Here is a 15,123-nt window from a genome sequence, read left to right on the forward strand (position 1 = left end):
CATGCTGCCCCTCCTGTGGTCGGAGTCGGAGGGGCAGCACGGACACTTACCCCACCAGCACGGCCTCCGGGGCGGTGAAACCCCTGGGGAGCAACACCTGCTCCGAGTCAGCGATGATGCCGGCGGGCTGGCCGTCCAGAGTGGCGGGGGTCTGCGGGCCCCGCATGGGGCACAGCAGCCACAGGCCGTACGGGGCACGATCTGCCTCGCGGGCCTCCTGGATGAGGCGGCCCAGTAGGGACCGGCCCGCCTCGTAGCGGGCCAGCGGAGTCGCCCGGTACAGCACCACCACACCGCTACCGGCGGGCGACTCCGAGCTCGCGGTGCGCACCCTCTCTCCCAGACGCTGGAACACCTCTTGGAGCAGGGTCTCGAAGGGCCGGGGCCGGGGCTCGCTGTTGTCGGCCTTAGCCAGGTGCTCCCAAGTCAGGCCCCTGCCCTTGGCCTCCATGACCTCGTCGACCACTCGGACGAATTCGGTAGAGACGTCGAAGGGAACGGTGCCGGGCATACGGGTGAGCATCCGAGCGGAGCGCTCGGTGTCGGGCAGCCAGGTCTTGAGCGCCCGGTAGCCGCCCCGCTGGACCGCCTGCTCCAGTCGCTGCCATGCCTGCAGGGAGGCGGTGCCCACCTGGTCCAACTCATGGTGGTGTCCGGTGTGGGTCGAGGGCTGGTAGGTGGTGAACTCCGGCTCCAGGTACCAGCAGACGGTGTTGCCGACCCGCTCCTCCCGGAGCTTGGGGTGGCGGTCCTTGAGCAGCGCGTGGAGTTGCTTACGGCTTGGCGCGGGCAGGGCTGGGAAACGCGAACGCACCCGGTCACTGATCTGCTCCGGGGTGATCCCGGGTTTGCCCAGGTAACCGATGGCCTGGGTGATGCGCAGTGCACGGTCGAGATCGAGGTCGACCGGGTACAGCTCCAGTCGCGGGGTCGCCGCCGCGCGTTCCGATGCTGCTGCGGCGAGCTGCACCAGGGCGGTGTCCGACAGGGACTTCATTCCCTCCGGCGACTCCGTTCCGCGCAGGGCCTCACGCACCGTTCCGGGACCGGGCAGGGCATCGGAGCCGCCCAAGGCCACGAGTTCGTCAGCGCGCTCGCCGAGCGATTCGGCGTAGTCGAACAGGTCGCCCTCGACCGGCACCAAGGGGTCGTTGTCGATGACCTGGGCGACGATCACCCTGCGGGGGTAGCGCCGCGCCACGAATCGCTGTTCGGTCCGCTGCTCCTCGTACTCCACCACCGCGCGCACCGCGGCGAGCGCGTACACCGAGCGCTCCTCGGTCTCCAGGGTGGAACCGCGCATGGACAGCAGTTCGGAGGCGATCTGGCGCACCTCGCGGAGCCGATTGTTGCGGTCCAGGATGTCCGTGACGTCGTCGCGGACCGAACCCATCAGGGAGGCGTTCTTCGCCCAGTAGGCGAAGGCCTCCTGCAGCGCCTCCTCGACCCGCTCCTGGGGCAGGGAAAGGCGGTTGGCGATCTCGCGCCGGGTGGGCCACCAGTCCAGGAGGCCCTTCTTGCCCTCGGGCGTGCCCAGCAGCTCGCGCGCAACCCGGACCCACCAGCGGTTGGCCTCGGTCGTGTTCGGCAGCAGCTGGCGGATCACCTGGTCGAGCAGGGCGTTGCGTTTGGTCTCGTCGTCGGCACCGCTGGGCAGCTTGGCCTTGGCCGGGACCGCGTACTCAGCCACGTCCAGACTCTTGCGCCAGTAGGCCGTCGCACTGCTGAGTTCGTTGCGGATCCCCCGGGTACTGCCCCGCATGTGCGTGATGTCCCGAACCGGGGTGCGCAGGAGCTGACCCACGGTCTCGCAGCGCAGGATCCGCTGGGCGGTGTCCACGGCGAGGGGGGGTCAGACCCGCGAGGTGGAGGGGGGTCTCCACCGTGGCGCTCTCCATGTTGCGCCTACGGGTCTCCTCCGTGTCCTGCGCCGCTTCAGAGGGGGCGCGGCGTGAAAGGAGGCCTGCCAGGCGGTGCGCATGTCCGCGAGGGAGGCGAAGCGCTTGCCGAGGTCCCGGTGCAGGGCACGGTGGAAGAAGTCCACCAGCGCGGCACGGCTCTGTTTAGGGAAGGCCTCCTCCGTGAGACGGGGGACCTCGACGTCCTCGCCGAGGAACTCCGGAGAGACGCCGTCCTCGTCCCAGAGCGGCAGTTCACCGGTGGCCATCTCGTGCAGGGTCACCGCCGCCGCGTAGCGCTCGGCGTAGTCGTCGTAGGAGCGGCTCTCACCGAGGAAGGGGTCCAGGTAGCCCCGGGTCCCGGCCGAGGTGTGGGTCAGCGGGGCCTTGGACAGCGAGAAGTCGAACAGCACCAGGGCACGCGCCTTCTTACGGGTCTGCGCCACCCCCAGGTTGGCGGGTTTGATGTCCCGGTGCAGGACGGCCCTCTCCTCCAGGTGCTCCAGCGCCTCGAACAGGTGCTGACCGAAGGTGTGGAGTTCACCGCTGGTGAGCGCTCCCTCCTCACCCAGGAAGTCGGAAAGCGTCTTCTGTCCGGCGCGCTCCAGAACCAGGACGGTGCGTTCCCCGATCTCCTCCAGACCGGGGTCGGCCCCCTTCTCGGTGGCGGCCATGTCCACGATCCGCGGATGCGCGCCCACCTCGCGCAGGGTCTCGGCCTCACTGCGCAGAGCGGCCGCCGCGGACCCGGTGTTCAGCGCCACCTTGTAGACGATCTCGCGTCCCGCGGCCTGGTTGCGCATCAGCAGGGCCCGGGAGGTGGCGCCCTTGCCCAGGATCTCGCGGACCTCCCACCCCGGGGTGACCTCGTCCCCCGTCCGAGCTTCGAGCGGGTCGGTGGTGACCTCGGGCAGGGTCAGGCGTTCCTCGACCTCGTCGAGTCCACGTAGGAACGCCTGCACGGTCGCCAGCCGGTCGTTCGGGGACCGCTGGGTCGACTCACGCACCAGGGTGTCCAGCTGCGGGACGATGTCGTCGCTGACCGCCGCCGGGGTGAGGCACTCGTGCTGCTGGATGGTCTGGCTGAGTTCGGCACGGTCCCTGGCGGGCGGCCGCCCGGTGAAGACGAGGTAGGTCAGGGCTCCCAGGCCGAACAGGTCCTGGGCGGCGGCCCGGCCCGCATAATCGGGGAACTCGGGGGCCAGGTACGCGGCAGCGGCCTTCTCCACGTGCGCGGCGAGGGCCCGGCCTCCCAGCGCGGCGTCCAGGTGCTCGGTGGCTCCAGTGCTGGAGGCGGCGTGCGAGGTGCGGTTGCCGCGTAGGCGAAGACTCTCTCTGGAGGCCACCTGCCAGTCGGCGATGTACAGGCGGGGATAGCTGCCGTCCATCTCCACCCACACGCTACGGGCCGCCAGCGCCCGGTGGTAGAGCCGGTTGCGGTGGGCGTGGTTGACCGCCTCCGCGAGTTGGCGCACCATCACCATGCGGGTGTCGACATCCAGGCCCTCGCCGTGTTCGGCCATGAAGTGGTCCAGGCGCTGCCAGGACTTGTGGTGCCGGAAGGCGATGGCCGGACCGAGGTCAGTGCCGCCCTCCTCGATGAGCCCGTAATACTCGGCCTTGACGATGCCCTCGTGCGAGATGCCCTCCAGGGACATGTACTCGCGTTTGGCCGCGCGTTCGACGGAGCGGCGTTCGTCCTCGCTCGCGTCCTCACCGTAGTGGTACAGGCGCACGCGGCTGAGTCCGCCCAGGCGCTCGTGCTTGGCCTTGAAGTCGGTCCAGGTGGGTCCGCTGTCGAAGGACCGCTTCTCCAGGGTGTACTCCCCCAGGCTCAGGGCGCGGTCCATGGGCGTGATGCCGATGGTCTCCATCAGCCGCGTGACGTGTTTGAGGAAACCCGGGTCGACCCTGCTGTGGGGGGTGTTGATCAGTCCGTCCGACACCCCGGGCAGGCCGGTCTGCTTCTCGAGTCCGTCGCGACCGTAGACGTGGGCGGCCTGGACCTCGTCGAACTCACAGCGCAGGTCCGGGTCGGAGAGGAAGACCCCGGCCTCGATGAAGGGGATCCGCACGTTGCGCAGACCGAGCTTGTTCACCGCCCACTGCAGGCGGTTCTTGAGCTCCTTGGCCTTGAGGTCGTTCAGGTGCAGGGGGTTGCTGATGGTCCGACGACGCCGGTCGCGGTCGACGAACGTCCACTCGCTGCCCTGGTTGGTGGCGTGCCCGGGGTGGCTCTTGATCTCGATGAGGTAGGCACCGGTGGGCGTGACCGCGAACAGGTCACACTCGCGGATGCGCTCGTTGCGCGCGGTGAAGGTGAAGCCGGCCCAGGCACGGTAGTTGCCGGTGGTCGGGAAGCGTTCCCGGATGTGTTCGAGTGCGGCCTGCTCCCAGGGGAACTCCGAGGGTTTGCCCCACCACCGGTTCGACATCCGATCCGCTCCCTGTCCAGTTCTGCGACGCGCGACTGCCCGCCCAGCATAGGACTCCCGTGAGACAGGAGGGGTTGTCCTGGACGACTCCGACAATCCACGCATCTCTACCTCGCGACGGTCTCACGGGGCGCTCCGGTGACTCCTGCTCCACGGGCAACTCACGCCTCTTCTGAGCTCAGCAGCAACACGAGAGGCACACCGTCACTCCAGAACGAGGGACGGCTTCTCTGCGTGACCACTACCGGCCATTCCCGTGCACGGGGAAGGGCGCGAGGGAAGATCAACAACGCCCACAGAAGCGGAACCCCATGAGGTGAAGCTGTGCCCACACCCCCGGGCAGCAACCATTCCCCATGGCCACCCCAGCCCACACCAACGTTGTGCAGGACCTCCGCGGCCGGATACTCCGCCACAAGAAGGACACCGCCCCACCCCCAAGCCCGTGAATAACCAAGAACGATCGAACGCGAGCAAGGGACGTTGGGTCATGGCGTCGTTACAGAAACACCCTCATGCCCACCGGCCGACACCCATCACCCCCAGAATAAAACAAGGGAAACTATGACAAAGAATAATTCCCCAAATTTTCCAAAACACAACACCCCATGCGAGAACGCCGAGCAGGCGAACTGCCATTGCCACTGCCGCGGGGCGGGGCACCAAAAAGGCCTAATCGAACGAACAGCGAAATGCCCAGACTCCGGAGAATATGAGTCTCTACGCGAAAGTCTTTATACAGTCTTCGGGGGATTCCATAAGCACGCACGCGATGTGCACACACGAGCTCGACCAGCACGAAGCGCGCCCAGTCAAAACGAGATATCTCTGCTACCACTCGACAAGAGGAAGGGTGCTACCTGGCTGGAGACCCTCCTGGTCGACGAGGCTTTACACGCCGTGTTCATCAAGTTGGCGAAAGCGAGCATCCACAGTGATGCAGGAACAAGAAAAGCGCAAGAAGCATTCGTCAAGAAGATCACAGAAGATGCTATCTCCGTCGTCAGATCAAGCGTTGATCTGAAAAGCATCACTGAGGCACATGTCTGGTGCAGCATCGTGTCAGAGTTTCTATCCGGATTCAGCAAGCCCAGTGTCTCGACGCCAGCTCCCACAACATTTTCGAGCATCTGCTATCCACGAAAAAGCAGAGGCGGAAACCCTAGCTCCCTGCAGGGCGTCCGAGATCAGGGCCTGCAGCTCCTATCAGTAGCGTTCGAGACGACCCGTGATCTATCATCGTCTGCAAAAATTGACTACCTACGGCTCGTTGGCGCCGCAACCTGCCCTGACCTATGGCGCCACTCAGCCGCCGTTCGCTATTGCCTCTCACCATTTGTCAAAGATGAGTCATGGCCGCCAATAAACACTACCAAGATAGCGGTCTCACCGGATTTCAACGAACTCGAATCCAGGTGGAAGAGAAGGAGAAACTGGTAGCACTAACTAGCCGCAGTGAAAAAGAGACCGGTTCCATCTCGATGACCGCAGAGAACCCCCTATATCAGGTTCACCGAGGGCCGGGTGGCGGGCGTGGACGACCGCCACCCGACGTCTATCTGGTGTCGCTAGACACCAGGGAGGACAGGAACGCCTGGGTCTCCTCGTCCGTGGAGTAGAGGCGGCATGAACGCATCCCCCGTGTCATGAGGACGTGGTAGATATTCAGGGCGAAGGGCAGGTACTCCTCGTCCTTCATGTTCTTCATCACCCAGTCTCTGTTCTCACTGGCATTCGCCACCCACCGACCACCTCGCCGGACAAGATCGGGACCCAGGATCACACCAGCGTGGTCGTACTCCAAGCCCTGCGCGGTGTAGACACAGCCGACCTGGTACTCGCCTCCTGGCTGAGTCGCCCACATCTGGCTCTCAGGGGCGACCACCTCACCGTATTCGTCGATTATCGCCGCGTTGAGATTCCATGGGCGTTGCCAGACTTGTCGAACACCGTCGCCATGGCCCCACTCGATCCGGACCTCGGGCAGCGGAGGTCGCACGCGCGTCTTCTTCCATGGCCAGCAGAAACCGGCACTGATCCTGGGTACGCTCTGGTTCTCCAGGCACTCCTCGAGCCAGCGCTCCATCTCCGAGGGATTTGCCACTACCCCGAGATCGTAGTCCGACCCTACCCAGGCGCGGGGCTCCCCGTAGAGGAGGCCGTCCACCCAGGACCCGAAGGATCGCGAGCCACCACAGCGGAAGTTGCCGGTGAGGCTGTGCTCGACGATCTGAGCTCCGAATCGCTCCGCCACGGACCGCACCTCGTCTTCGGTGATCCATTCGTCAGGTCTGATCACCTGCCGTTCGTCGAGGAAGACGACCACAACCGGAACATCCCGAAAGTGGTTGGAGAGAAGGGTGGCGAAGTCGTTGCCGTTGAGCTTGAGCCGGTGTGCCTCGTCGAGAAACACGATCTGTGAGTCTCTGACGACCTTTCCCGGGGTTTGGAAGCAGTCGTGGTAGGTGTTATCCCCCGACATTTCCCTGAGCTGCTTGACCAAGGTGCCAGAAGGGGTGAAGTAACGGGGCCGAGCACCATCGCGTTTCAGGTAGTGGGCGAGGAGGCGGACCGCGAGTACGGTCTTGCCGCTTCCGGGACCGCCCTTGACCAGGACGACGTGCTGCTGCCTCTCGGAGAGCGCATTGGCGACGCGGTCACGGATACTTACGAAGGCGTGCTGCTGGCCTCCCACGAGCACGAAGTCTGAGTTGTTCTCCAGGGTGTCGCCCAGATTGGTGAGCAAGCTCTGCGAGATCGACCAGTCCGCGTGCTCGAACGCATGGACCAGCGCCTCCGATGGTAGCTCCAGATCGTCCATCCGCATGAGCCGGGCGAGCTCGCATCCGTCCCGCGCGGCTTCGACTTGGCCCCTGCTGATGATGGGGTAATCACCGTTCAGGTCGAATCTCAGGCTCCGAGCGAGGTCCTCGGAGGCGTTGTGCAGGAAGGACACCCCTCTGACAGTGAGCGGGGCATCCTCAGAGGCATGACGTCGGCGAACGAGTTGAACGTAGGCCCTCACCTGCACCGCGGGGTTCAGCACTTCCATGAGCTCTCCACCGAGCGAGACACGCGCCCTGTGGTGGGAGAGCGGCTTGGCGCGCGACCACTGCTTCAGCTCAACGACAACCGCGGTGAGGCCCGTCTCCGGGTCCTCTCCAAGCACCAGCGCATCGAACCGGCTTGCACCGTCCGCCGCACTGAACTCCAGATAGATCCACAGGTCTTGCAGGCCCGCTCGGACCAGGGAGCGCAAGAGCGGAGGCCAACTGTTGCGCCAGCTCCGGATTTCGGACTCTCCGGGCTGACCGAACCCTGCAGCCTGATAAGCGCGGACACAGCGGTCGACGAAGTCCGGTCGGCTCACCTCCTTGTCCGTGTCACCGACACGGCCGGCATGGACGTACCTGAGGGGGTTGGGGGAGGTTTCCGGCATCAGCTCTCATTCATGCTGGCGATGTTGTGGCGGTGCCACTCGAAGTACCCGGCGCTGGCGTCGGTGTGGGCAGAGCATGTCCGGCCGACACGCTCCACCGCGGCGCCGAGCCCCGAGGCTGTCTTCGCATGTACGGAGGGGTGAATGGATCCGTCGGCGGCAACGTAGACGTAGCCGTGCTCGAACAGGGAGTCGCACCCGAGAACACAGGCCAGCATCAGGTTGGCGGGATCGCACCGCTCCTGGTAGGAACTCTTGCTGCGCTTCTTCACGTGCGCCGTATGGACCAGCCGTGCCGGAAGAAGCAGGTGGCACAGGTCGCAGTGGACCTGGGTCCTGCCCTTGAGCTTGGCCTTGCGCAGTTTCTTCTGTTCCGCGCGAGCGAGAACGTAGGCGGGCAGGTCCAGGACCGGAGGCAGCTCGAGGTTCGTACTGTCGGCCGGGTCCTCCGGATCGGGGAGCTCCTGCTTGTACTTCTCGATCTCCTGCTCCAGGAAGGCCTCCAGCTCGGACCCCTGGCCTCCAGGCAGACGCGGAGAACCTTGGGTGCTGGCCGACTGGCGCAGCGCCTCGATGGACTCGGCTCCGATGTCGTCCTTGGTGACGTTCTCCCTGATTTCGAGGATGTCGAGACGCACCCGGTACGGGTAGTCGTCGTCGGGCCACACGGTGGACGTGTCCTGGTACGGAGAACTCGTCAGGCGGGTCACCACCAGTTCGGACACCGTCCTGGTCTGCGCCTCTTCCAGTGAGATCCTCCCCAGCCCCAGATGTCCGAGGATGAGCCGGTCTCCCTCCTTGAGGGATTGAAGGACTCCTTGGTTCTGAGGTGTCTCAGCGGTGGACGCCTTCCACCCCCAGACCGAAAGGTCGATGGCGATATCCAGGTTGTGCTTCCCGTCGGCGCCGACGTAGACGAAGGCAGTGGTAACAGCAATCACCTCCACGAATTGCGTCCCGGGCAGCTGTCAGCGCACCAGGGAACTACATGAGGGGAGCCTTGGCCATATATGCCACCAAGGCCGCTTATAGTACAAAGCATCTGTGACATCCCCCGCCCGCCGGGACCTCCCCCTCGTGTTCGATGAAGGTTCGTTCCTCGTGGCCGGACATCGCTAGCCTGGACCGGTACGTCTCGCGGCCCGACAGGCTTCCCGCCCCGTAGGACACGCCTCCACCCGCACGAGATCCCCATCGTGCTGCCCTGGAGTGTTCTTGACGGCCTTCCGCCGATCCGCCGCGTCCGTGTCACGTTTCTCCGAGCTCGAGGAGCAGCTCGGCGAACTCATCTCCGAGCACCTCCGCTTCACCACCGGACGCTCAGCGAGCCCCTCTGAGGTCCGTTCATGGAACCGGAGTCTGCCTGTGCTCGCGAGCGACCTGGTGGATGCCGGGCTCGGTGAGGTCGAGATGCTCGTGGAGTACCGGCTACCCCTGTCCGGCAAGCGAGTGGATGTGCTGCTCGCGGGCCACCACCCCGAGACGAACGACCACAGTTACGTGGTGGTCGAGCTCAAGCAGTGGAGCGAGGCCGAATCCTGGGAGGAGGACCCGACCATGGTGCTGGTCCCCCAGCAGCCGGGCGGCCCCAAACTCCACCCTGTTCTGCAGGTGCGAGGCTACTGCGACTACATCGGTGACTTCGTCTCAACCGTCACCGATCCCGAGAAGCAGCTCCGGGGCGCCGCCTACCTGCACAACGCCTACGACCCCGCAGTATGTGATCTCTTCGACCTGTCGCAGGACGACAACGGCCGGCTCTTCACCGCACAGAGGCGCGGGGAGTTCCTTGACTTCCTCCGCGGAAGGCTCGCTCCGCTCTCGGGAGCCGAGTCCGCCGACCACCTCCTGGGTGGGAGGACCAGACCCAGTAAGCAGCTCATGAAGGTCGCCGCGACCGAGGTGAAGGAGCGGACCCAGTTCACCTTGCTCGACGAACAGCGCACCGCCTTCCAGATGGTCATGCACGCCGTGGAACGCGCACACGAGGAGGATCGCAAGACCGCCGTCATCATCACAGGCGGACCTGGAAGCGGTAAGAGCGTCATCGCCCTGTCGCTGCTCGGCGAGCTCTCCCGCAAAGGCGTCAGCACGATGCACGCCACCGGCTCCAAGGCCTTCACCGAGACCATGCGCAAGGTCGCGGGCAGGCGCAGCACGAGGGTGAAAGAGCTGTTCAAGTACTTCAACAGCTTCATGGAAGCCTCGAAGAACCAGTTCGAGGTGTTGATCTGCGATGAGTCGCATCGCATCCGGGAGTCCTCCGCGAACCGGTTCACCAAGGCGACACTCCGCACGGGAAGGCCCCAAGTGGATGAACTGCTGTCGGCGGCCAGGGTTCCCGTATTCCTCCTCGACGAGCACCAGGTCGTTCGCCCAGGGGAAATGGGTACCGCGGAGACCATCCGACAGCACGCCGAGGACATGGGGCTCGAAGTCCACCAGATCGACTTGTCCGGCCAGTTCCGCTGCGGCGGCAGCGAGTTGTACGAGGCATGGGTTCTCCGCCTTCTGGGCCTGGCCCCGGGCGGTCCAGTCTCTTGGGCCGGAGACGACAACTTCTCCCTGAGCACGGCCGCTTCACCAGCCGAGATGGAGCAGCTCCTGCGACCGACTCCGGAGCAGGGGGACTCAGCGCGCCTGAGCGCTGGCTACTGCTGGGTCTGGAGCAAAGCCGAGAAGGATCGCCCGTTGGAGAACGACGTCCGTATCGGGGAGTGGGAACGCCCCTGGAACAGCCGTCTGGAGCGGTGGCTGCCGGGTGTACCTCCCAGCGCGCTCTGGGCGACCGAAGCGGGCGGGTTCGACCAGGTGGGATGCGTGTACACGGCCCAGGGCTTCGAGTACGACTGGTCTGGGGTGATCCTGGGGCCGGACCTGTTGTTCCGTGGCGGTCGCCTCGTCATCGACCGTGCAGCCAACAGGGATCCCGCGATGGGGAAGAAGGCGACCGACACCGAGGCTGAGTCGTTGATCCGCAACACCTACAAGGTCCTGCTGACCCGGGGCATGCGCGGCACCCTTCTGTACTCGACCGACCCCGAGACCCAGGAGTTTCTCACCGCGCTCGTGAATAGAACGGTTTGACCGGCCTGCGCAGAGCAGGAGTCGCTTTTCTCCTCGGATGTCCTCCCGGACCGCGCCCATGGCCGGGCGGGCCCTCGCAACACCGCGAGGGCCCGCCCGCCGTGCGCGCGGCGCCTTGCGCACGGAACCTCGGCTCAGGCATCCCTCGCGGCGGGCACGGCGGCGGCCACCGGCTCGTTCCAGCGGCCGGTCGCGAGGAAGTCCTCCAGCGCCTTCGTGTAGGGCACGAGATCCAGCTTGAGCGTCTGCTCGACCCATGTGTCGTCGTAGTAGCTCTTCATGTACCGCTCGCCCTGGTCGCACATGAGCATGACCACGCTGCCCTGCTCACCGTCGGAGAGCATCTCCGCGACGATCCGCAACGCACCCCACAGGTTGGTCCCGGTGGAGGGGCCCGCACGGTGACGCAGGCGTGACAGAAGCAGGCGCATGGCGGCGATCGAGGCGGCGTCGGGCACTGAGATCATCCGGTCGACGACGGCGGGCAGGAACGAGGGCTCGACCGTAGGGCGCCCGATCCCCTCGATGTGCGAGGGGCTCCCCTTGATCCACGTCGAGGGGTCCTCTGGCCACTGGCTCTTGGGGTGGCCCTGGTTGGCCACCCAGTTGGGGAAGAACGCGGAGTTCTGCGGGTCCACGACGCACACGCGGGCGTCGCGACGACTGAAGCGGATGTGTCGGCCGATGGTCGCACCGGTGCCGCCGGTGCCCGCTCCCACCACGAACCACTTGGGGTCGGGGTGGCGCTCCTCGGAGATCTGCTGGAAGACGGTCGCCGCGACGTTGTGGTCGTCCCGGTAGTCGTAGGCGCGCTCCGCGTAGGTGAACTGGTCCATGAAGTGCCCCTTCGGGGTCTCCTTGGCCAACCGCGCGGCTTCCTTCTCGATGTCGCCGTCGGGTCCGGGGTTCTCCACCTCGCCCCCGTAGGCCTTGATGAGTTCCACCTTCTCCACGCTGGTGTTCTTGGGCACTACGGCCGTGAACTTCAGCCCCAGAAGCTGGGCGAAATAGGCCTCGGAGACCGCCGTGGACCCGCTGGAGGCCTCGAACACATGCGTGTCGGCCTCGATCCAGCCGGTGCACAGGGCGTGCAGGTACAGCGCACGCGCCATGCGGTGCTTGAGGCTCCCGGAGGGATGCACCGACTCGTCCTTGACGTAGAGGTCGATGCCCCAGTCGGTGGGGAGGGGGAAGCGGAACACGTGCGTGTCCGCCGAGCGCGTGGCGTCCGCGTGCAGCAGGCGCACGGCCTCCTTCACCCACGCCCGTTTCCGGCCGTCGTAGTAGTCGACGATCCGGGTCGTCACGGGCTCTGTGATCTGCTCGGTCTGTGTCGTGGTCATGCGCCGTCGCTACCCAGGCACCGGCGACACGGACCGCATGACCGCGAAATCACCGCTCGAGTCTCCCGCTTACGCCTGGTTTCCTTGGGTTGCTCCTCGACGGCTCAGGTGTTTTCGGCTCCTCCCCATCGAATGATCAGACGAGGCCGCGATCCCGGGTCGAATACGGGTTGGGGAGGGCCTGGCCGGTGGTGACACGGAAAGAAGCCGCTCCCGCAGGGATCAGGTGAGGAGCGGAGCACGATCCACTGCAGCCCTGCGGTCATGGAAGCGGTGGCCCGGTTCCCGCCCGCGTGGCGGGGCCTGGAGCGGGCCCGGGGGCAGGTTCTTTTATTTGGTGGCGCGTTGAGCACCGAAAGTTGCCTGAACGTCACCATGCGGGTGCACTGTTAGAGAATGAAGCGCTGCGATTTCTGTGAACTCCCCATCGGTGAGGGGTGCGCCTGTGCGCTGCCCCGGGACTACATCGGTAGCTGTGGGACGGGGACTCCGTTCTCCACCGTGAAGCCGTACCCCTCCAATGACGCCATCCTCATCTCCCTGCGGGGTGTGGCCCACCGGCTGGGCTGCACCCACCAGTCCGAGTCGGACGTCCGGGCCCCGTTGTGGGGCTGGATCAACTACCCGGACCCCCGGCTGTGGCAGCGGATCAGTGAGACCTCCCCTCTGCAGGCCACCGGAGGCAACGTCAAGCGTTCTGCCACCCGCCGGTGCCGGAGCTGCGACCGCTGACGGACACCGGGACGGGCTCCGTGAGACCGTCCCGGGCGCGGTCAGTCGCAACTGCAGCAGTCGCAGTTCTCACAGCAGGAGCAGTTGCCACAGCAGCTGCACGCGTCGCAGCAGGTGGAGCAGGTGTCGGCCACGCACGTGCAGGCGTCGCACCAGGAATCCTGGGGTTCGCCCGACCACGGGCCGGGGTGGGGGTCGCGGCAGCAGTACTGGCAGGTGCAGCACATGAACAGGGCCGCGGCGCAGCCGGTGAGCAGGCCCCGGCTGCGGGGCGGCTCCTGGAGTTCGGGGGTGCCGCAGGAGCAGGCGCCGCAGCAACCGCCCTTCCTGGAGCGCTTCGCGCCCTTTCCACCGTGACCGGAGTGGTCCCCGTGTCCGGCGTCGTGGGGGTGTCCGCCGTCGCCGGGGTAGTCAACGTGGCCGCCGTGGCGCGGGCGGTCACCGTGCCCGGGGTAGTGATCGTGACCCGGGTGGTGACCGTGCCCGGGGTGGCCGCCGTGGGCGAAGGTGCGCTCGACGGCGCGGTGGAGCTCCTGGACCAAGAGCACGCGGACCAGGCGGTCGTCGGTGAACACGGCCTCCCGGAGGGCCAGGTCGACGCCCAGGACAGCGTCGTCGCAGAGGTCCCGCGCCCGGCTGACCGGGGTACCGGTGGCCGTGAGCGGGTTCCAGGCGCCGCTGGCCAGGTCCTCCGCCCGGTCCTCGACCGCGTCCAGCAGGTGCGCCACCCGGCCGAAGAGGCGTCCCGCCTCCTGGAGCGGGGCGGCGTTGCGGGGAATGCCCGCCAGGGCGGCCGTGTGTGCGAAGGCCTCGCCGGTGGCCTCCTCTGTGGGCCGGGTGACGGTCAGGACGTCCGTGCCCTCGCGGGCGGAGAGTTCCGCCTCGCGTTGGCGGTCCACCACTGAGGCCAGGGCCCTGCCTTCGAACCCGAGTCCGCTGCCGGTCCGCTGGGCGCCGTTCTGCCAGCGCGCCGCCACGCGACCGGCGACGGCGCGCACGCCGGGGCGGGCGTAGGCACCGTCGCCGTCCTCGATGTGGTCGCTGATCTTGGCCGAGGCGAGCATCAGGGAGACCGCCGCGGCCAGGTGGGCGCCGGAACCGTCGGCGACGTGGGCCCCGCGCATGCCGCGCAGGAGGCAGCGTCCCGCCGCGCGGGTTCCGGCCTGGTCGCGGGACTGCGCGGCGGTCAGGACCGACACGACCAGGCCGTCGTAGTTGGTGGCGACCCTGGAGGCCTGGCCGTGGTCGTCCCGAAGGGCGAGGCACAGCCCGCACATGTGGGACATCCACTCCCGTGCGAGGTCCTCGGACAGACTGTGACGACAGGGCCGCAGGATTCCGAACACGAAACCGACACCTCTTCTCCCGGTGCGCCGAGCGCGCACTGATGCGGGATGTGACTCCCGGAAGGGGTGTCCGGTTCTCACTGGTTCGTGACTGGTCAGCGGGCCAGGGGCGAACCGCAGCACTTCTTGAACTTGCGCCCGGACCCGCAGGAGCACGGTTCGTTGCGCCCGGGCGACGGGGCGGGACGCTCGTCCGTGGGGAGGTGCCCGCTCGGAGCGCCTCGGAGGTCGTTCTCCAGAGGGGGCAGGTAGGCGTCGGTGGAGCGGGTCGCCAGGTCGTGCGCGTCCGGGGCCATGCCGAGCGCCTCGCGCATGCGGGCGCGGCCGAGCAGGGGCAGCAGGCCGAGTCGGTTGAGTTCGGCGACGGTCTCCGGGGGCTGGGCGAGCATCCCCCGGCAGACGACGTTGTAGCAGTGCAGGGCCTTGTCATAGTCGCCCCGCGTCGCCAGGTCCTCGGCGAGGAGCACGGCCACGCCGCGATCCAGGCCGGGGTCCATGAGCTCCTTGAGCAGGGCGTCGGCCTCGTCGGTCCGACCCTCGGCGCGCAGCATCGTGACGATCTGGTTGGTCGCGAACTGGCGGTGCCCGCTCTTCGGCGCGTGCTCGCGCAGGGCCTCGGCGAGCGTCCGAGCCGCGTGTTCGTCCCGCTCACGCAGGACGTCCACGGCCTCGAGGAGGATCTCACCGGCCTCGTCGGGGAAGGCCGTCAGGTCCCTGAGGTGTCGCTTGGGCAGGTCGAGGTCGCGGATCGCGTCCCACAACGGCTGCGGGACCGCCGTGGGGGCCGGGGAAATGTCGGTCATCCTCCCAGGTTAGGACGTGTGGGGTGGGTGCTGCCCGTCA

At 66.7% G+C, this 15,123-nt stretch carries 9 protein-coding genes; 2 read left to right on the forward strand and 7 right to left on the reverse strand.

What is annotated here, in order from left to right; genetic code table 11:
• Positions 1-46: 46 nt before the first annotated feature.
• The 4 genes from KBX21_RS26535 to KBX21_RS07270 all read right to left on the reverse strand — a co-directional run bounded on the left by KBX21_RS26535 (position 47) and on the right by KBX21_RS07270 (position 8,713).
• Entirely contained in the window at positions 47-1,840 is a 1,794-nt protein-coding gene (locus KBX21_RS26535; protein ID WP_247665337.1) for a hypothetical protein, read from the reverse strand.
• Positions 1,841-1,852: 12 nt separating this feature from the next.
• The gene (gene pglW, locus KBX21_RS26540) at positions 1,853-4,333 is read right to left on the reverse strand and encodes a BREX system serine/threonine kinase PglW (protein WP_247665338.1); all 2,481 of its coding nucleotides are present in this window, start codon (positions 4,331-4,333) and stop codon (positions 1,853-1,855) included.
• A 1,555-nt stretch (positions 4,334-5,888) separates the two neighbouring features.
• Entirely contained in the window at positions 5,889-7,772 is a 1,884-nt protein-coding gene (locus tag KBX21_RS07265) for a DNA/RNA helicase domain-containing protein (RefSeq protein ID WP_210841404.1), read from the reverse strand.
• Positions 7,772-8,713, reverse strand: coding sequence for a hypothetical protein (locus KBX21_RS07270; RefSeq protein WP_307869167.1), 942 nt, complete (start codon positions 8,711-8,713; stop codon positions 7,772-7,774). Before KBX21_RS07270 ends, KBX21_RS07265 begins: the two co-directional genes overlap by 1 nt.
• A gap of 304 nt (positions 8,714-9,017) precedes the next feature.
• Here KBX21_RS07270 and KBX21_RS07275 point away from each other — a divergent pair, with 304 nt between their 5' ends.
• The gene (locus KBX21_RS07275; RefSeq protein ID WP_307869168.1) at positions 9,018-10,859 is read left to right on the forward strand and encodes a DUF2075 domain-containing protein; all 1,842 of its coding nucleotides are present in this window, start codon (positions 9,018-9,020) and stop codon (positions 10,857-10,859) included.
• Between the two features lie 134 nt (positions 10,860-10,993).
• Here the strand turns inward: KBX21_RS07275 and KBX21_RS07280 are convergent, their stop codons facing one another.
• On the reverse strand, positions 10,994-12,202 hold the full coding sequence (locus KBX21_RS07280; protein ID WP_210841406.1) for a PLP-dependent cysteine synthase family protein: 1,209 nt from the start codon (positions 12,200-12,202) through the stop codon (positions 10,994-10,996).
• Between the two features lie 396 nt (positions 12,203-12,598).
• Between KBX21_RS07280 and KBX21_RS07285 the strand changes: the two genes are divergently transcribed.
• Complete coding sequence (locus KBX21_RS07285) at positions 12,599-12,934, forward strand: hypothetical protein (protein WP_049567067.1); 336 nt, start codon at positions 12,599-12,601, stop codon at positions 12,932-12,934.
• A gap of 41 nt (positions 12,935-12,975) precedes the next feature.
• Here KBX21_RS07285 and KBX21_RS07290 read toward each other — a convergent pair whose 3' ends face one another.
• Both KBX21_RS07290 and KBX21_RS07295 read right to left on the reverse strand, forming a co-directional pair.
• Entirely contained in the window at positions 12,976-14,280 is a 1,305-nt protein-coding gene (locus tag KBX21_RS07290; protein ID WP_210841407.1) for a DUF5685 family protein, read from the reverse strand.
• A 95-nt stretch (positions 14,281-14,375) separates the two neighbouring features.
• Entirely contained in the window at positions 14,376-15,083 is a 708-nt protein-coding gene (locus KBX21_RS07295) for an SEC-C metal-binding domain-containing protein (RefSeq protein ID WP_210841408.1), read from the reverse strand.
• Between the last annotated feature and the right edge of the window lie 40 nt (positions 15,084-15,123).

Source organism: Nocardiopsis sp. B62, from assembly GCF_018070675.1.
Lineage (GTDB): Bacteria > Actinomycetota > Actinomycetes > Streptosporangiales > Streptosporangiaceae > Nocardiopsis > Nocardiopsis prasina.